General features: G+C 59.4%; 14 protein-coding genes. 5 read left to right on the top strand and 9 right to left on the bottom strand.

Annotation, left to right across the window (positions count from 1 at the left end; all coding sequences use genetic code 11):
• Positions 1–3 precede the first annotated feature (3 nt).
• The 4 genes from AC2TDJ_RS15225 to AC2TDJ_RS15210 are packed head-to-tail and all read right to left on the bottom strand — an operon-like array spanning position 4 to position 4,478.
• Positions 4–1,344: an NAD(P)/FAD-dependent oxidoreductase gene (locus AC2TDJ_RS15225; protein WP_480843377.1), complete on the bottom strand. Its 1,341-nt coding sequence runs from the start codon at positions 1,342–1,344 to the stop codon at positions 4–6.
• Positions 1,341–2,837, bottom strand: a complete 1,497-nt coding sequence (locus AC2TDJ_RS15220; RefSeq protein WP_480843375.1) for an aldehyde dehydrogenase — start codon at positions 2,835–2,837, stop codon at positions 1,341–1,343. The genes AC2TDJ_RS15225 and AC2TDJ_RS15220 overlap by 4 nt, the downstream gene beginning before the upstream one ends.
• Before the next feature lie 5 nt (positions 2,838–2,842).
• Positions 2,843–3,760, bottom strand: a complete 918-nt coding sequence (locus AC2TDJ_RS15215) for a dihydrodipicolinate synthase family protein (protein WP_480843373.1) — start codon at positions 3,758–3,760, stop codon at positions 2,843–2,845.
• Positions 3,761–3,767: 7 nt separating this feature from the next.
• Complete coding sequence (locus AC2TDJ_RS15210; RefSeq protein WP_480843371.1) at positions 3,768–4,478, bottom strand: GntR family transcriptional regulator; 711 nt, start codon at positions 4,476–4,478, stop codon at positions 3,768–3,770.
• Between the two features lie 150 nt (positions 4,479–4,628).
• On the opposite strand from AC2TDJ_RS15210, the gene AC2TDJ_RS15205 reads away from it, so the two are divergent.
• The 4 genes from AC2TDJ_RS15205 to AC2TDJ_RS15190 all read left to right on the top strand — a co-directional run bounded on the left by AC2TDJ_RS15205 (position 4,629) and on the right by AC2TDJ_RS15190 (position 8,717).
• Entirely contained in the window at positions 4,629–5,711 is a 1,083-nt protein-coding gene (locus AC2TDJ_RS15205) for a quaternary amine ABC transporter ATP-binding protein (protein ID WP_480843369.1), read from the top strand.
• 12 nt (positions 5,712–5,723) lie between these two features.
• On the top strand, positions 5,724–6,659 hold the full coding sequence (locus AC2TDJ_RS15200) for an ABC transporter permease (RefSeq protein WP_480843367.1): 936 nt from the start codon (positions 5,724–5,726) through the stop codon (positions 6,657–6,659).
• 38 nt (positions 6,660–6,697) lie between these two features.
• The gene (gene proX, locus AC2TDJ_RS15195; RefSeq protein ID WP_480843365.1) at positions 6,698–7,687 is read left to right on the top strand and encodes a glycine betaine/L-proline ABC transporter substrate-binding protein ProX; all 990 of its coding nucleotides are present in this window, start codon (positions 6,698–6,700) and stop codon (positions 7,685–7,687) included.
• 73 nt (positions 7,688–7,760) lie between these two features.
• Complete coding sequence (locus AC2TDJ_RS15190) at positions 7,761–8,717, top strand: GlxA family transcriptional regulator (RefSeq protein WP_480843363.1); 957 nt, start codon at positions 7,761–7,763, stop codon at positions 8,715–8,717.
• 172 nt (positions 8,718–8,889) lie between these two features.
• Here the strand turns inward: AC2TDJ_RS15190 and AC2TDJ_RS15185 are convergent, their stop codons facing one another.
• A complete protein-coding gene (locus tag AC2TDJ_RS15185) occupies positions 8,890–9,993 on the bottom strand; it encodes a mandelate racemase/muconate lactonizing enzyme family protein (RefSeq protein ID WP_480843361.1) in 1,104 nt (367 codons plus the stop codon).
• A 134-nt stretch (positions 9,994–10,127) separates the two neighbouring features.
• Here AC2TDJ_RS15185 and AC2TDJ_RS15180 point away from each other — a divergent pair, with 134 nt between their 5' ends.
• Positions 10,128–10,286 (top strand): hypothetical protein, encoded by a 159-nt coding sequence (locus AC2TDJ_RS15180; RefSeq protein ID WP_480843359.1) that lies wholly within the window; start codon positions 10,128–10,130, stop codon positions 10,284–10,286.
• 138 nt (positions 10,287–10,424) lie between these two features.
• Here the strand turns inward: AC2TDJ_RS15180 and AC2TDJ_RS15175 are convergent, their stop codons facing one another.
• The 4 genes from AC2TDJ_RS15175 to AC2TDJ_RS15160 form a co-directional block, all read right to left on the bottom strand.
• On the bottom strand, positions 10,425–11,666 hold the full coding sequence (locus AC2TDJ_RS15175) for an NAD(P)/FAD-dependent oxidoreductase (protein WP_480843357.1): 1,242 nt from the start codon (positions 11,664–11,666) through the stop codon (positions 10,425–10,427).
• A 221-nt stretch (positions 11,667–11,887) separates the two neighbouring features.
• Entirely contained in the window at positions 11,888–13,414 is a 1,527-nt protein-coding gene (locus AC2TDJ_RS15170; protein ID WP_480843356.1) for a trimethylamine methyltransferase family protein, read from the bottom strand.
• Positions 13,415–13,428: 14 nt separating this feature from the next.
• A complete protein-coding gene (locus tag AC2TDJ_RS15165) occupies positions 13,429–15,858 on the bottom strand; it encodes a GcvT family protein (RefSeq protein WP_480843355.1) in 2,430 nt (809 codons plus the stop codon).
• 78 nt (positions 15,859–15,936) lie between these two features.
• Positions 15,937–16,941, bottom strand: a complete 1,005-nt coding sequence (locus AC2TDJ_RS15160) for an isopenicillin N synthase family dioxygenase (RefSeq protein WP_480843353.1) — start codon at positions 16,939–16,941, stop codon at positions 15,937–15,939.
• Positions 16,942–16,993 lie beyond the last annotated feature (52 nt).

Genomic DNA, 16,993 nt, shown 5'->3' with positions numbered 1-16,993 from the left:
CGATTATTCGTCGCGGGCGCGCCATTCTTTCCAGCGCAGAACCAAATTGGCCCCGATCTCACGAAATGGCTGCGGTGGCAGGCGTTTGGGCCGGTCGGAGGCCTCGAAAAAGCGGGTGATGGTCGACCTATGCCCGCAAGCCATCTCTGCCGCCGCGATACCGGTCAGGGTGCCGCGCGCCGTTCCCAGCCCGTTTTGAACACAGCCTGAATAGACGCCCGCCTCGATCTCGCGCGCGACGGACACGCCATTGAGACTGAGGCACAGATGCCCGGCCCATTGATACTCCATCTGCGTTCCGGCAAGCTGGGGGAACCGCTGATCGAATTTGCGCTGCATGACCCTGGCCGCCCGAGCCAGATCGGCCTGAGAGGCCTTCATGCCGGGGCGCAAGGTTGCGCAGGTACGGGTGACGATGCGGTTGCCGCCCTGTCCGGTATCGATCCGCCGCATGGTGGTTCCCATAGGGTCCGATGGCGTCACACCCCAGCGCGACTGCCCGCCAAGGCGCGACAGTGCTTCATCATCCAGCTCCGGCGTCATCACGGCATATAGAAACAGTTGCATCAACCGCCCACGTTCGACACCAAAGCTTTCCAGATGCCCGTTGACTGTCAGCAGGACCGCACCGGCACTGACCGAGCCGCGATCCGTTTTGACCAGCCAGGCGTCGCCCTGTTTCACAAACTCCGTCACAGCCGAGTTTTCGCAGATTGTGACGCCATTCCCGGTCAGACCGGCACCCAGTCCGCGAATGTATCCGGCCGGTTGCAGCATCACGGTACCGGGCGTGTAAAGGCCAGACACATAGTGTCGCGAACCGGTCAGTTCGTGCATTTGCTGCGGGTCCAGCATTTCGCTGGTTTCGCCCAATGCTTTCAAGTGCTTGGCGTAGCTTTCGTTATGCGCCTGTCCAGCCGCGCTGGCTGCACCGTTCACCTTGCCGGCCGGATCAAAGAAATTCCGGTCAATCTGGTATTCCTCGACAGCGCTACGGGCAAAGGCGATGGCCTGCCGGTTCAACGCGATCATTGTCTTGTCGTCACCCGATCCGGAATAATCCGACGAGGACAGATCATGCGGCAGGTCAATCATGAACCCGGAATTCCGACCAGCCGCACCTTGGGCCAGACGTCCGGCCTCCAGCACGACAACCTTGGCGTCCGGCTGTAGCTGCCGCAAGCGGCGGGCTGCGGTCAACCCGGCAAAACCGCCCCCAACCACCGCGAAATCGGCGGTCAGGGTCGCGTCCAGCTCGTATGCAGGGGGCTGGCTGCCCAGAATGGCATTCCAGGCAGCCGGCCCGCGATGGACGGGGTGTTGTCGGGCGGTGTAGCTACTCAATCCACAGCCTCGTCGGCGTCATCTGCCAGATCGATCCAGATGGTTTTTAGCTGAGTATATTGATCATGCGCATGGACCGAGTTATCGCGACCGCCGAAGCCCGATTGCTTGAACCCGCCAAAGGGCGTGGTGATATCACCCTCGCCAAAGCTGTTCACGGTGACGGTTCCGGCCCGCAACGCCCGGGCGCCGCGGATGGCGCGTTTGGCATTGGCTGTGAAGATCGAGGCGCAGAGGCCGTATTCGGTATCATTGGCGATCCTGATGGCCTCGTCAAAGCCCGAGACCTCGATGACCGACAGAACCGGGCCAAAGATTTCCTCACGCGCGAGAACGGCGTCATTGCCGGGCACTTCGACCACCGTGGCTTCGACAAAGCCTTTTTCCGCCTTGCCGCCGATTACAACGCTTTCGGCCTGATCCAGATAACCGCAGACCTTGTTGTAATGGCCTTCGCTGACCAGCGCGCCCATGCGGGTTTCAGGATCCAGCGGATCGCCGATGTTCCACTGCTTGGCGTGATGCGCAATGCGCTCCAGCAGTTCGGCCTTCACGTCCTTGTGCACGATAAGCCGGGACGAGGCCGAGCAGTTCTCGCCCATGTTCCAGAATGCACCGTTGACGACATGCTGCGCCACGCGGTCCAGGTTTTCGGCATCATCCATGACAATGGCCGGATTCTTGCCGCCCATCTCCAGCACTACTTCCTTGGCGTTGCTTTCCGCCGAATAGGTCAGGAACCGCTTTCCGGTCACAGTCGAGCCAGTGAACGACACCATGTCGATATCCATATGGCGTCCGATGGGCTCACCTACGTTGGCCCCTCCACCCGGAACGATGTTCAGAACACCGCGTGGCAGGCCCGCTTCCATCGCCAACTCGGCCACACGCAGCGCGGTCAGGGTGGTTTCGGCTGCCGGTTTCACAACCAGCGAACACCCCGCGGCCAGAGCAGGCCCGATCTTCCACGCCAGCATCAGCAGCGGAAAGTTCCACGGTAGCACCAGACCAACCACACCTATCGGTTCACGCACCACCATGGCGATGTGATCGTCGCTGGCCGGTGAGACCTGATCATAGATCTTGTCGATCGCCTCGGCGTGCCATTTCAGGCAGTGGATCGTCTCGGGCACATCAACGGTTTCGCAGTCATAGATGGTCTTGCCGCTGTCTATGCTTTCCATCACCGCCAGTTCGCGCGCATTGCGGGTCATCAGCTTGCACAGCCGGATCAGGACATCCTTGCGCTCGGACGGGTGCATTTTGCTCCAGCGGCCGTCGTCAAACGCCTCGCGCGCCTTTTCGACCGCGAAATCCACATCAGCCCCAGCGCAGGACGCGATATCGGTCAGCTTTTGGCCTGTGGCAGGGTTCACGGTTTCGAAAGTTTCGCCAGAAACTGCGGGGCGGAAGCTACCGTCGATGAAGGCTCCGGTCGGCAGGGCAAGGCCTGCGGCGATGGATTTGTATTCGTCCTGTGTCAGCAGATCCATGTCTCTTACCCCTCGGCAACGATGTCGGCGATTGTCTTTTTCAGAACGCGTGTCACCTGTTCCAACGCGCGCTTGTCGTCCTTGTTGAGACCCTTCAGCGGAGGCCGCATCGCGCCCGCGTCGATCCCGTTCATGGTCACGCCATGCTTGATGGTCTGGATGAACTTGCCACCCTGTTCCAACACACGCATCAGCGGCATCATCGCCGACATGATCCGGCGGCCCTTGGCAAAGTTCCCCTCAACCACGCAGGCATTGTAAAGCGCGACGTGTTCGGCGGGTAGGAAGTTCGAGCCGCCACAAACCCAGAAGGGCGCGCCCCAGGCGAAGAACTCCAACGCCTGATCGTCCATGCCGCAGCCCAGCTGGATATGGGGGTAATCCCGCGCCAGAAGATGCACCCGGTTGATGTCACCCGAGCTCTCCTTGATGCCGCAGAAGTTCCGGCTGCGTCCGACGCGGTCGAGGAATTCCTCGCCCATCATCGTGCCGGTGCGGTGCGGGTAGTTATACAGCATCACCGGCAGATCGGCGGCCTTGTCGATGGCCAGCGCGTTCAGCGCGTTTTCCCGGTCAGTCGGGACCGAATAGGGCGGGCTGGCCAGCAGGATCGAGTCCGCCCCCAGTTCCCGGGCACCCGAAGCCAATGCGATTGAATCCGGCGTCAGCATGGCGCCTGTGCCGACAACCAGCGGCAGGCGACCCTTCAGGCGCTCATGGGTAAAACGCGCCAGCGCCAGACGTTCTTCGACGGTCTGAGCGTAGTTTTCGCCCGTTGAGCCTCCCGAAATCAGGCCATGCACGCCGTTTTCGATCAGGTACTCGATCACGTCGGTCAGCGCATCCCAGTTGACGGTTCCGTCATCGTGATAGGGCGTGACGACAGGGGTATAGATCCCCTCAAATCTGAATATTGGGTTCATTCAGTCCTCATGCTGGTTTTGATCGGGGCAGGGCGCCCATCGGTACGTCCAGGGCCTCGGGCATTACGAACAGTTCGATCTGGTCGCGTGAAAGGTTCCAATGGTCATCGGCCAGCCTGGCTGCGGCCACATCGTCGCGTGCTTCGATGGCCGCGATGATTGCGTCATGCTGCTGGCTGGCCTCCGACAGGTTTTCCGACATCTCCGCCGATTGCGGACGATAAAATGTCATGCCGATCCGAGAGTGGTCGATTAGCAGGCGATTGTACGACGGCAACAGGTAGATATTGCCCGACATCTCGCCAGTCACTTCGTGAAAACGGTTGTTGGCCAGGGCCCGGTCTTCACTGGACCCGGTACGCAACGCGGATTTGAACGCTTCCTGCGAGGCTTTCAGCTCTTCGATCTGAGCGGGCGTCGCGTTGAGCGCGGCAAGGCGCAGGATGGCGCCATAGATCATTGGCGCGGCCAGGAAGAAATCGCGCAGCGTCGTATATGACATCTCGGACACGCGCGCACTGCGATTGGTGCGCAAGTCCAGATAGCCTTCGCCCGCGAGCTCGCGGAAGACCTCGCGCAATGGAGTGCGGGACAAGCCAAAGGCTTCGGACAGTTGCGCTTCATCGAGATCCTCGCCGGGTCTCAGGCGCAACGTCAGGATCGAAACCTTCAGGTGTTCCCGCAGCTCGCCCTTCCGCTTTTTTGCCTCGTCTTTCATCGCGTGTCCCTTCGCTGCGTTTGCCCGATGTCAGAATGACGAATCGTGGGCAAAACACAATTGGCGTTCTTGCTGTATCCTATAAAAATACAACTTGTACACAAAAAAAATTTGTGCAGTGTGCGAAAAAACTGGAGGAGGACGACGCCGGTGGCCAGCACATTGGAAGAACCCGTGATCGATTGCCGAAGTCTGTGGAAGATTTTTGGAAAGCGCGCCGATGAGGCTATGAAAGCCGTTCAGGAACAGGGGCTTGGTAAGCTCGAAGTCCGAGATCATTTCAACTGTGTCGTAGGTGTTCAGGATGCGACTTTCACCGTCAATCGCGGTGAAATCTTCTGCATCATGGGGCTTTCCGGCTCTGGCAAGTCAACGTTGATTCGCCATGTGAACCGCCTGATCGAGCCGACCTCCGGGCAACTTTTTATCGAAGGTCAGGACGTGAATGCCCTGTCCGCCCGCGATTTGCGTGAACTGCGCGCCGAAAAGATCGGCATGGTGTTCCAGAATATGGCCCTGATGCCGCATCGGACGGTACTGGACAATGTGTCGTTCAGTCAGGAAGTGCGCGGTCACGATGCGCGCGAACGCCGTGAAAACGCTTTGCGCGCGATCGATGCTGTGGACCTGAACGGCTGGGACCAGAAGTACCCCGACGAATTGTCCGGCGGTATGCAGCAGCGTGTTGGCCTGGCCCGCGCCATCGCGGCCGACCCGGCCATCCTGCTGATGGACGAACCTTTCTCGGCGCTTGATCCGCTGATCCGCCGCCAGTTGCAGGACAAGTTCATGTCCCTGTCCGCCGAGATGAAGAAGACGACTCTCTTCATCACGCACGACCTGGACGAGGCCATCCGCATTGGCGACCGGATCGCCATCATGAAGGACGGCGCTTTGGTCCAGGTCGGAACGCCCGAGGACATCGTGACCAATCCGGTCGATGAGTATGTGGCGGATTTCGTTGCGGGAATTTCGAAACTGGAACTGATTTCGGCCGGCAAGATTATGGAACCCGTCGAGTCCTTCGAGCGTCACAGCGGCCCGATCGATGTCCGCGACTGGCCCGAAGCGCATCCGGATCATTCGCTGGACGACCTCGTGAACCTTTCGATCTCCACTCAACACCCGGTCGTGGTCAAGGCGGATGGCAAGGCCATCGGGATCGTGACCAAGAACGCCCTGTTGCGCGGCATTCAGGGCGACGTCGAAGACGTTGGCGCACTGAAATACTGAGGATCAAACGACATGGCAGATACGGAATTCAACATTCTCGACCCGTTCTCCTCGGTCGATCTGGGGCTGGCGGAATCGGCTGACGGCGTTAAACAATGGGCGATTTCAAATCGCGGCATTATCCAGCCGATCAAGAGTTTCTTCAACGACCTGATTGTCGGCATCGACAACGGCCTGAACGCCGTCCCGCCGCTGATCATGCTGCTGTTTCTGGTCCTTGTCGCGTGGCAGGCCGCAGGTCGCCGGGTCGCTATATTGGTGGCCATCAGCATGACGGTGCTGGGCTTCCTGTCGCCGAACGCCTGGGGGCTGGCGATGACGACGCTGGCGATCGTTATCTCGGCGGTGATCCTGTGTTTCTTCATCGGCCTGCCGCTTGGCATTCTGGCCGGCAAAAACGACCGGTTCGAGGCCGCGATCCGTCCGGTTCTGGACACGATGCAGACCATTCCGGCCTTTGTTTATCTGGTGCCGGTCGTCATGCTGATCGGGATCGGCAACGTATCAGGCGTCATCGTCACGATCATCTTTGCGCTGCCGCCGCTGATCCGTCTGACATCGCTGGGTATCCGGGGCGTCAACGATTCCGTGGTCGAGGCAGCGCGTGCATTCGGTGCCAACCCCCGGCAGATCCTGTTCAAAGTCGAATTACCGCTGGCCACGCCGACCATTCTGGCAGGGGTCAACCAGACCATCATGCTGTCGCTGTCGATGGTCGTGATCGCCTCGATGATTTCGGTCAAGGGTCTGGGCAACGAGGTGCTGCGCGCCATGGGCCGGCTGGACGCCGGGAAGGCGCTGGTCGGAGGTCTGGGCATCGTGATCCTGGCCATCGTCCTCGACCGGATCACGCAGGGCATGGGCCAGTCGGGGCGCGAACGCGGTCACCGTCACTGGTGGCAGACCGGCCCGGTGGGCGCGGTGCTGCACTTGTTCGGAAAAGCATGAAACTCACCGTTCAACTGAACCTCAGGGAGGTAAACTTAATGATCAAAACCACTGCAATCGCAACCTTTGCCGCGACGACGATGCTGACCAGTGTCGCGTTGGCGGAAGGCAATCCGGGCGAGGGCGTGACCGTCCGCCCCGTGATGGCACCCTCGGTCGAGGAAATCTTCCAGCACCGTATCCTGTTCTCGGCGCTGGAAGACCTCGGCTACGAAATTGCCGACCCGCAGGAGATTGAATACCAGACCATCCACCTGGCACTGGGTACCGGTGACGGAGATTTCACCGCTGTGCACTGGAACAAGCTGCATGACACGTTCTTTCAGGAATCCGGCGGTGACGAAGTGCTTGAGAAAGTCGGAACGCTGATCGACGGCGCGCTGCAAGGTTATCTGGTCAACAAGTCAGCCTATGATGCGGGTGTGCAGAATCTGGGTGACCTGAAGGACCCAGAGAAAGCCAAGCTGTTTGACGCGGATGGCGACGGTATGGCGGATCTGGCGGGCTGTGTTCCCGGCTGGGGCTGCGAGCGCGTGATCGAGCATCAACTGGATGAATTCGGCCTGCGCGACACTGTTGCCCACAATCAGGGTGCCTATAACGCCATCATCGCGGACACGATAGCCCGCAACGCGTCGGGTGAAAACGTGCTGTATTACACATGGACACCCTACTGGGTGTCTGGCGCACTGGTGCCGGGTGAAGATGTGGAATGGCTGGCCGTGCCCTATTCGTCGCTGCCGGATGGGGCGACCGCGGAAACCACTTTTGACGGCAAGGATCTGGGTTTTGCCGTCGACAGCATCCGCGTTGTCGCCACCGACGATTTCCTGGGTGCCAACCCTGCGGCGGCCAAACTGTTCGAAGTGGCGAAGATCGACATCAACGACATTTCGGCGCAGAACAAGATGGTTTCTGATGGTCAGGACAGCTCGGACGATATCGACCGTCACGTCGAAGCCTGGATTGAGAAGAACCGCGAAACCTATGACAGTTGGCTTGATGCGGCGCGTGCTGCCGCTCAATAATACCGCCTGACAGCCAATCACTGATCTGCGCGGGCTGATGCTCGCGCAGTTTCTTTCTGAAGACGGGGTAGTCATGACCCAGACCAAAACACAGCACTACAACTTCATGCTGGTCGAGGAATTCTCGCACCTGGCGTTTTCCTGTGCCGTTGAACCATTGCGCATCGCCAATCTCGTCAGCGGGCAGGAGCTGTACAAATGGACCTTTGCCTCGGAAGAGGGGGAAAAGGTCGTCTGTTCGAACGGGTCGGTCACGCTGGTGCATTCCGCGTTCGACGCGCTGCCTAAATGCGATCAGGTCTTCGTGCTGTCGGGCATCCACATGCGCAATCACGTGTCGCGTGCCCTGCTGGGCAGCCTACGCCGTGAACGCGCAAAGGGGACGTCGATCGGGGCGCTGTGTTCGGGCGCCTGGGTTTTGGCCGAGGCCGGTTTTCTGGACGGGATGCAGGCCGCGATCCATTGGGAGTACCATGATGCCTTTATGGAGGCCTTCCCCGAGGTGAACCTTGTTCGCAGCGTGTTTGTTGCCGACGAAAAGCATGTCACGGCGTCGGGCGGCACCGCGACCGCTGATCTGATGCTGCATCTGATTGAACGGGATCACGGCTATGACCTGTCGGTCGCCGTGGCAGATCAGATGGTCTATAATGCTGTTCGCAACGCAACCGCCGAACAGCGCGTGTCTCTTCAGTCGCGCAACGGAATGCGGAACACCCATCTGGCAAAAGCCATCCAGATCATGCACGACCGCATCGAAGATCCGGTTTCGCCGTCACTCATTGCCGAGCAGATCGGGATTTCGACCAGGCAACTTGAACGCCTGTTCGGGAAGTACCTGAATGCGTCGCCAAAAAAATATTTCATGGAAATGCGGTTGGAGCGGGCGCGCAACCTTCTCATTCAGACCGAGGCGTCGGTAACGGACGTGGCATTTGCCTGTGGTTTTGAAAGCGCCGGTCATTTTTCTCGCGTTTACAGAGCGACATTCGGTGTGACACCGATGCTCCAGCGGGGACGGCTGGATTGAGATGAAGATTTGCCTGTAATCGATTAAGATAGTTTATCTTTCGTTCATACGAGGCTGCTCCCTAAGCGGTGTCGGAAGTCCGGGGTCGCAAGGTATTTCTGCGGGCAGGCATCGTATTTCTGTGAACCTGTCGTAGTGATGGCGGAAGGGGTAACTTCCGCCATAACACGTCTTAGAATGACGCGACCGGGGGCCCAAACAGGCTTTCGTCCGGGGTGATACCCAAACCCGGCCCTGTCGGGCGCTGAATGTGCCCGCCTTTGATCGAGATGCCGTTTTCGCGGTCGTAGTTGCCTTCGATATAGGGTGCTGCCAGCCACACACCTTCCAGCAAGTCGGGCCTGACGGTCGATCCGATTTGTGTGCAGGCCGCCGCAATGATGTCGCCGCCCCAGCTGTCATCACAAGTGTGCGGCAGGTTTCGTGCCTCGCAAATGTCACGGAATGCGCGCATGTTCTGCAGGCCACCGATCCGGGTGACCTTCATCCCGAACCCGTCTACCAGCCCGGTGCCCGCGGCCGAAATCACTGCGTTCAGGTCAACGCTGTTTTCGTCCATGTAAATCCCGTGGCCGACCTGCGGGCGGATCTTTCTCAGGTCTTCAACCGTATTGCAGGGCTGTTCCATGATGAAGGGGATATCCGGGCATTCACGGCTAACACGCAGCGCATCGCGCGTGGTCCAACCGCGATTGCCGTCCACCGCCAGGCGCATTCCCGAACCACCGACAACTTCCCAAACCTTACGGATCGTTTCGATGTCGATTTCGACGGGCCGGCCCCCGACCTTGACCTGCAGGCGTGGATACCCTTCGGAAAGTTTCTCACCCGCCAGTCGCGCAATGTCGTCCGGTTCACCGACACCCGTGGCGTAATAGGAGGGCACGCGATCCGTCTCGACCCCACCTAACAGGTCGGCAACGCTAACCCGCAGCATTTTGCCGATCAGGTCGTGGGCGGCAATGTCCACGGCGGCCTTGGCATAATTGTGACCATTGAGCAGACCGTTCATTTTTCGGTTCAAAGTCGCTGGCCAGATCTCGGTTCCGATCAGGCCGGCGGCCAGAACCTTGAGCGCCGCACGCGCGCCTTCCGCATGCGCCTCGGCATAAGTGGGACCGACAGGGCAGGTTTCGCCCCATCCAATTGTGCCGTCCTGCGCCACAAGTTTGACCAGCGTCGTGTCCAGTGCGTATACCGCGCCGCTGGCCATTGTGTAGGGCCCATTTTTGACGGGTAGGTCGTGCGCATAAATGTGGATTTCTTTGATTTTCATGTTCATGCGTGATGCCTGCGGTTTAATGGTTCTTCATTTGGTTTTTTAAACAGTGGGTATCGTGACCTGCAACTGGTCGGGCCCCGATCTGGCGTGCGATGCGGTTGCGACTAGAACACGGGCTGATTTCCCAGATGGCCATCACGGTCGGGCGAGTTGGCCAGAACGACGCATATCTGCCTCATGACTATGGACTTGAGGACGCCTGCACCTGCCAGACAATGGGGTCCGACCTCAAGGCCCGGCGGCTCGGCGGTGGAGAACGCCTTAAGAACCCGAGCGGCCAGGGTTAGCTTGCTGATCAAAGTGATAAAGATCCTGTGACCTTTGCAAAGCTCGTTTGGTATTCTTCCAATCTGCAAGTCCGTGAACGTATGATTGGCTGACATGTGCCTCCTTCGCGAATGCGTCGGCCTCCTGCCGAGGTCTACTCAGTTGAATCTGTCGGGGCTGAACGCCGCGATATCGATGCCCGGTCGCCTGTCTGCGGCCAGATCGGCAACCAGTTTTCCGGTCGTTGCGCCCAAGGTCAGGCCAAGCTGGCCATGGCCCGTGGCGAATATGACATTCGGAACCTTGTGAGAGCGCCCGATGATGGGGCGGGTGTCCGGTGTAAATGGCCGCCGTCCCATGCGACGTTCAGTTTGGCGCGTGTGCAGGTCTGGCAAGACCCTTTGGGCGCGCTTGACCAGAACTTCGGCGCGGCGCCATTTGGGTGCGGCGTCGAGGCTTGCGAATTCGACGGTTCCGGCTATTGCCAGCTCGTTGTCATATGGGGTAATGCCGAACCCGCCTTTGGGGTAGAAAACGGTATGTTTGAGTTCGACACCGGGATCTTGCAACCCTGTTGAGTAACCGGCGACACCTTCCAGATGCAGCTTGATCCCCAACTGCTTTGACAGCGCTTTCGAGGCCGTTCCTGCGGCGATGACGATCTCATCCGCCTGAACACTGTTGCCGTCGGATGTCCGCACGCTCGTGACAGACGCGCCGGTGCGTCCGAGCCCAATACCGGATGTGCGCAGAAGGACGCCGCCGCGGAATTGAAAGCCTTCCAACAGTTTCTCGACCAACCGCTTGGGGTTGGTCACATTGCTCCAGTCTCTCAGCAGCGCGGCATGTTTGAAATCAGGCGCGATAGCCGGCTCCATGTCGTGGGCGTCCGCTCCCGAGACTTCATCGATCGTGCATCCAAGCTCACGGGCAAGATCAAAGGCCGCGCCCATTGTTTTGCGATCGGCATCGTCGTCGAACAATTTGATCACGGGACGTTCGACAAGCAGATCGGGACAACCCAGATCGTTGATCTGAGATTTGAAATCGGCGGTCGCGACAAATGTCAGCCGCGCAAGATCTGCAGCAATGGCCCGCATGCGTGACGGGATCGAATTGGCGGTGAACCGCATGAACCACGGCAGCAATTTCGGCGCTGAGGCGGGGCGCAGCGAAAGAGGGGCTTCGGGGTCAAGCAACCAACCCGGCACCTTCATCAGCATTCCGGGCTGCGACAACGGCACAATCTCTCCGACTGCGATACAGCCACACGACGCCCAACTGGCCCCTTCGCCAACAGGGCCCGGCTCCAGTATTGTCACCGAATGACCATCTGCCTGAAGGGATAAAGCACAGGATGCACCGACGACTCCGCCCCCAATGACAACAACACGCTTCATTCCGGTGACGACCCCCGACTAATGAGGCGGACCAATCCCGTTTTGGTTATCGCTGGCTGTTTTGGTGTCTTAACGTGGGTCGTGGTCAGCAATCTGCACGCAGGACAGTTGCCTGCGAGCTGGTTGGCAAGAACGCTTTTTGCTTGGTTCGGGACCATCATCATAAGTCCTTTCCCGCAAATGTGTTTCGGGCGAGAGATTCCTCTCGCCCCAGTAGCGGATCAAGGTTGGTATTCAACACGCTTCTTTTCCACGAACTCCGACAGTGCGCCGGATTGATCATCAGACATTGGCGGCCGAACATAGTTGTCCAAGATGCGTCGCGCTTCCAAACGACCGACGCAATCGGCATCTTTCGCGCCCTCATCGAACCACTGCTCATAGCTGTCATTGTTCTGAAGCGGGTTGATCTGCAGCGGGTTCTCACGGGTATGGTCAGTGCCAAGGAAATGCCCGCCCGGGCCGATCTCGGCTACGTCACCCAGCAACGCGTCCAGGTTTTCCTCGGCCAGACCCGAGAAAAAGCGGTGATAGACCTCAAGCTGATAGGCGTCGTGCACCCATTTCGAGTAGCTGACGCCAAGCGCCCCCTCCAGAAATCCGGCGGAGTGGACGATGAAGTTGCAACCGCCCAGCAGAACCGGCCACATCGTGTTGGCGCTGTCAAAACCGGCCTGCAGGTCTGGCGCTTTTGATCCGGTCCACATTGTGCAGGACCGCCACGGCACCCCGTAGTGACGCGCCATCTGGCCCACCAGCAAGTTCATCAGGCCCGGCTCGGGCGAGCCCATCATCGGTGCGCCGGTTTTCATTGACACGCCCATGATCGCGACGCCCATTACCATCGGACAGCCCCGGCGGATGATCTGGCTGTAGGCAATGCCAGCCAGCGATTCCGCGATCAGCAGCGACACGCCGCCCAGCGGGCTGGCCGGGGCGCTGGCACCCGCCAGAACAAAGGGCGACAACAGGCAGGGCTGATTGGCGGCGGCATAGACTCGCAGGCTTTCCAGCATCGTCTCGTCCCACACCAGGGGCGTGTTGCAGTTCAGCAGTGAGGTCAGGACCACGTTCTGATCCACGAACTCTTCGCCAAACACGATGCGGGCCATTTCGACCGTATCGCGGGCGGCGGTTTCCGACAGCACCGAACCCTTGATTGGCTTGTCGGTCAGGGTCAACGCCGCGTGGACCAGTTCAAGATGCCGCAAGGGGACGGGGACGTCCTGCGGTTCGACGGGCAGAATGCCCGGGACATGCATGCCTTGACTCATCTGCGCCATCTTGAAGAAATTATGTGCATCCTTCAGTTGCGACGGACGCCGAACGCCATCCAGATCATAGACGAACGGAGCGCCATAGGCATTGGCGAAGATCGAGTTGCGCCCGCCCACTTCGATACTGCGTTCCGGATTGCGCGCATTCATCTTGTAAGTTGTCGGCACAGTCGAGATCAGGTCCATCAGCATATCGCGTCCGATACGGACCCGCTCGCCTTGGACGTCCGCGCCTGCGCGTTTCCAGTCGGCCAAAGCGACCGGATCGCGGAATTCGATGCCGACATTCTCAAGGATTGACATAGCCGCGTTGTGGATCTTCTCGACCCCTTCGGGACCCAGCAGATCGATCGGACCCACCTTGCGGTTCAGGGTCGGCAGATAGACCGGGGCCGGGTTGGTGCGGGCCTGAACCCGGGCGGCGCGACCACCGCGGGCGCTGCGCGCGCTGCGCGTTTTGACTTCGACCATTTTGTTGCTCCTGTTCAGGCGCGCGCGCGGGCGCTTGTTGGATCGACCAGGCAGACATCCACAACTTCTGCATCGCGCAGCTCGTTGTGGATCATGACCTGCAATTTCGTGCCTTCTGCGGTGAATTCCTGCGGTACCAGCGCCATTGCGATGTCGTGGTTGCAGTAATACGAGAACCCGCCCGAGGTGACGCGCCCGATCAGCGCGCCGTCCTTGTAGACACTTTCATCCGCAATGACCGACGTATCGCAGAAGGGCAGTTTCAGCGTGACCAGGGTGTTGTAACCCGCCTCGGCCTTCTGTTTCAGCAAGGCGTCGCGTCCGATGAACTCGCGACCTTCAAGTGCTACGAAACGGTCCAGACCGGCCTCGAACGGGGTCATGTCCTTGCAGATTTCGCGGTTGATGGCGCGATATGACTTCTCCAGACGCATGGATTCCAACGCTTCCAGACCGAAGGGTTTGACACCGGCTTTGAGCAGCTGATCGACCAGATGACGGTTGTAACCGATAGGATGGTGCAGTTCCCAACCCAGCTCACCGGTATAGCTCACACGCAGAAGGTGAACGCCTTTGGCATAGCCCACTTCGCCCATTTGCGCCGACAGCCACGGGAACGCCGTGTTGGACAGGTCATTATCCGTGAGCTTTTGCAGAATTTCACGCGATTTCGGGCCAGCCAGTGCGATCACGCCCAGCTGTTCCGAGATATCCTCCATGACAACCGACCGATCATCCGGCAGCAGGCGGCTGAGGTAATCCCAGTTGTAGACCTGACCGTTCGGTGTGCTGACCAGGTAGAAGTCATTCTGGCCATAGCGAACGATGGTGTATTCGCCCTCCATGCCGCCTTGCGGGTTAAGGGCCACGGCCAGCGTCATGCGGCCCACCTTGGGCAGCTTGTTGGCCATGATCCCGTCCAGCCATTTGGCTGCACCGGGGCCGCGCACGGTGAACTTGGTCATCGGCGACATTTCGATGAACCCGGCTTCTTCTCGGGTCACGCGCACCTCTTCCTGCACCAGTTCCATGTGATCGGTGCGGCGGAAGCTGTGCTCGGGGATCGCCTGCTCGGGCGATTTGGCAAACCAGCGGGGGAACTCATAACCGTTGAAACTGGTCCATACGGCGCCCTGAGCGGTCAGCAGGTCGTAGGACGGCATGGTTTTCATCGGGCGGGCGCTGGGAAAGTCTTCGCCCGGAACATGGGCGTCCATATGTGTGCCCCAGGTTTCGCGCACCTTGTCCATGGTCCAGCGTTTGGATGCGTAATCGCCAAAACGACGCGGGTCGATTTCCGACATGTCGATGCCCGGATGACCATTGACGATCCAGCGGGCCAGACGTTCGCCCATGGTGCCGCCCCACAGGATGCCGCCCGGTACACCTTCGGCCAGCCAAAGGTTTTCATGACCCGGGGCAGGGCCGCAAAGCGGCAGTTCGTCCGGTGTCATCTGGAACGGGCCGCGGGTGTTGGCCTTGATGCCGACCTCCCCCAGGGCGGGTACGCGTTCGATGGCGCGTTCCCACTGGGTTTCGACGGCATCAAAATCCTCGGGCAGCAGATCTGCCCCGAAGTCCGGCGGGACGCGATCTTCGGCAAACAGCTTCAGGTCCTTTTCAAACTCGTACGGCCCGAACTGGAAGCCGCCCACATCTTCACGCAGATAGGCGCCATAATCCTCGTCCCGCAGAATCGGGAATTCCTTCAGGCCCTGTTCGCGGCGCTCTTTCAGCAACGGGACCGTCTCGGTCGTCCAGTATTGGTGAACGATCGGGATGCAGGGCAGGTCCAACCCCACCCGGCGGGCGTTTTCGCGGGCATAGTTTCCGGTGGCAAAGATCAGATGCTCACAGGTGATCTCGCCCTTGTTCGTGGTCACTTTCCAGTGGCCGTTCTCCAGCTTTTCGTAGGCCTGCGCCTCGGTGTTCTGATAGACGGTGGCGCCCTGATCACGTGCCAGCTTGGCCAGACCCATGGTGATGTCAGCCGGATTCACGTACCCGTCCTGATCGTGCAGGATACCGCCCCGGATGCTTTCACTCTGCGCCAGCAAGGGGTGGATTTCCGTGATCTCTTCCGGCGTCACCAGACGGCAGAGGACCCCGGCGGCTTCGGCGATCGAGATATAGGACTGGAACTCGTCCCAACGCTTTTCGGTGTTGGCGACACGCAACTGCCCCACCTGACGGAGCCCGACTGATGTGCCCAGCTTTTCCTCGACCTCGCCGTAAATGCGGATCGTTTCCATCGTCATTTTCGAGATGTTGTGCGAGCGCACGAAGGTCACCAGCAGCCCGGCCGCGTGCCATGTCGAACCGGAGGTCAGAGTGGTGCGCTCCAGCATGACGGCATCCGTGCAACCGTGTTGGGTCAGACCGTAGAGGATCGATGCCCCAACGCACCCTCCACCAACAACGATGACCTTTGCGTGCGACTTCATTTAGTGACTCCTTCGAGAGTTTCTTGGCAGTGCCGGCACTGCCGCTTGATTTCCGTAGTTCTTTTCTGCGGCCGCTGATCAGGCCGGAATTTTTTGCAGATGCGGGAAGCTTTTGACGAACCGATCGAATTTATGAGACCCACAGGTGACAGGCCCATATCGTGCAGGGTTGTCGTCGCTGATACAGGACGGCAGTGGTGCAAACTCTGCGTCATAATCCGCATCGATGAAGAACGGGATCGAATAGCGCTCGCGCCCCGAGGTGTTCACGACCCGGTGCAGATTGGCCAGGTAGACATCATTGGTCAGCCGTTGCACCAGATCACCGATGTTGATGACGAATGTGCCGGGGATCGGCGTGCCTTCGACCCAGACGCCATCACGGTTCATGACCTGCAGACCGCCCACGTCGTCCTGCGCCAGAATAGTGAGGTTCCCATAGTCGGTATGCGCACCGATACCGATGACACTTTCGTCTACAACGCCGGTTTGCGACGGATAATGCAGCAAACGCTGGATGCTGATCGGATTGCGCAGTTTGGCTTCGAAGAAGTCCGGCGTCAGATCCAAACTCCGGGCGATGCCGGACAGCAGGATCATCGACAGGCGCTTCATCTCTTCGTGATAGCCGTAAATAGCCGCCTTGAAGCCGGGCACCGATTCATCGGCGGGCCATTGATTCGGACCAAAGAAAGGTCCGGTCGCAGCGGATTCGGGCCCGATGTCAAAGCACTCCTTTAAGTCCTTTGTCTTGCTGGGATCGGTGTTTTCGCCGAACGGTTCGATGTAACCACGCAGTGCCTCGCCCGAGTTGGCGATGTGCAGCTTCATTTTTTCAGCCTCGGGCAGATCGAAAAAGGCCCGCGTGCGATCAAAGGCGTTTTCCACAACCGTGTCGGCAATGCCGTGGTTCTTGACGTACATGAAACCCGCATTGGACAATGCCCATCGGATTTCCTTGGCAACCTTCTGGGGATCGCTACCGCTGATCAAAGGTGCCAGATCGACCACCGGAATTTTGTCGAAGGTCTGCCGCGTGGCGTGAAGGGCGTCGGCAATCTGAGGGTTCTGAGGTTTGGACATGGTGTGTTTCTTCGCGCTGTCATTCTGTTGGACCAAATGGGTCTCATGGCGG

This window comes from Ruegeria sp. HKCCD6647-2 (assembly GCF_057221075.1).
The sequence above is the reverse complement of the archived record's forward strand: the minus strand, read 5'-3'. Positions and strand labels throughout refer to the sequence as shown.

Excerpts from the sequence above, each read along its gene's own strand:
- AC2TDJ_RS15215 (WP_480843373.1), bottom strand. The coding sequence starts at position 3,760 with ATGAACCCAATATTCAGATTTGAGGGGATCTATACCCCTGTCGTCACG.
- AC2TDJ_RS15170 (WP_480843356.1), bottom strand. The coding sequence starts at position 13,414 with ATGGTCGAAGTCAAAACGCGCAGCGCGCGCAGCGCCCGCGGTGGTCGC.
- AC2TDJ_RS15175 (WP_480843357.1), bottom strand. The coding sequence starts at position 11,666 with ATGAAGCGTGTTGTTGTCATTGGGGGCGGAGTCGTCGGTGCATCCTGT.
- AC2TDJ_RS15210 (WP_480843371.1), bottom strand. The coding sequence starts at position 4,478 with ATGAAAGACGAGGCAAAAAAGCGGAAGGGCGAGCTGCGGGAACACCTG.
- AC2TDJ_RS15185 (WP_480843361.1), bottom strand. The coding sequence starts at position 9,993 with ATGAAAATCAAAGAAATCCACATTTATGCGCACGACCTACCCGTCAAA.
- AC2TDJ_RS15180 (WP_480843359.1), top strand. The coding sequence starts at position 10,128 with ATGGCCATCACGGTCGGGCGAGTTGGCCAGAACGACGCATATCTGCCT.
- AC2TDJ_RS15200 (WP_480843367.1), top strand. The coding sequence starts at position 5,724 with ATGGCAGATACGGAATTCAACATTCTCGACCCGTTCTCCTCGGTCGAT.
- AC2TDJ_RS15165 (WP_480843355.1), bottom strand. The coding sequence starts at position 15,858 with ATGAAGTCGCACGCAAAGGTCATCGTTGTTGGTGGAGGGTGCGTTGGG.
- AC2TDJ_RS15190 (WP_480843363.1), top strand. The coding sequence starts at position 7,761 with ATGACCCAGACCAAAACACAGCACTACAACTTCATGCTGGTCGAGGAA.
- AC2TDJ_RS15160 (WP_480843353.1), bottom strand. The coding sequence starts at position 16,941 with ATGTCCAAACCTCAGAACCCTCAGATTGCCGACGCCCTTCACGCCACG.
- proX (WP_480843365.1), top strand. The coding sequence starts at position 6,698 with ATGATCAAAACCACTGCAATCGCAACCTTTGCCGCGACGACGATGCTG.
- AC2TDJ_RS15220 (WP_480843375.1), bottom strand. The coding sequence starts at position 2,837 with ATGGATCTGCTGACACAGGACGAATACAAATCCATCGCCGCAGGCCTT.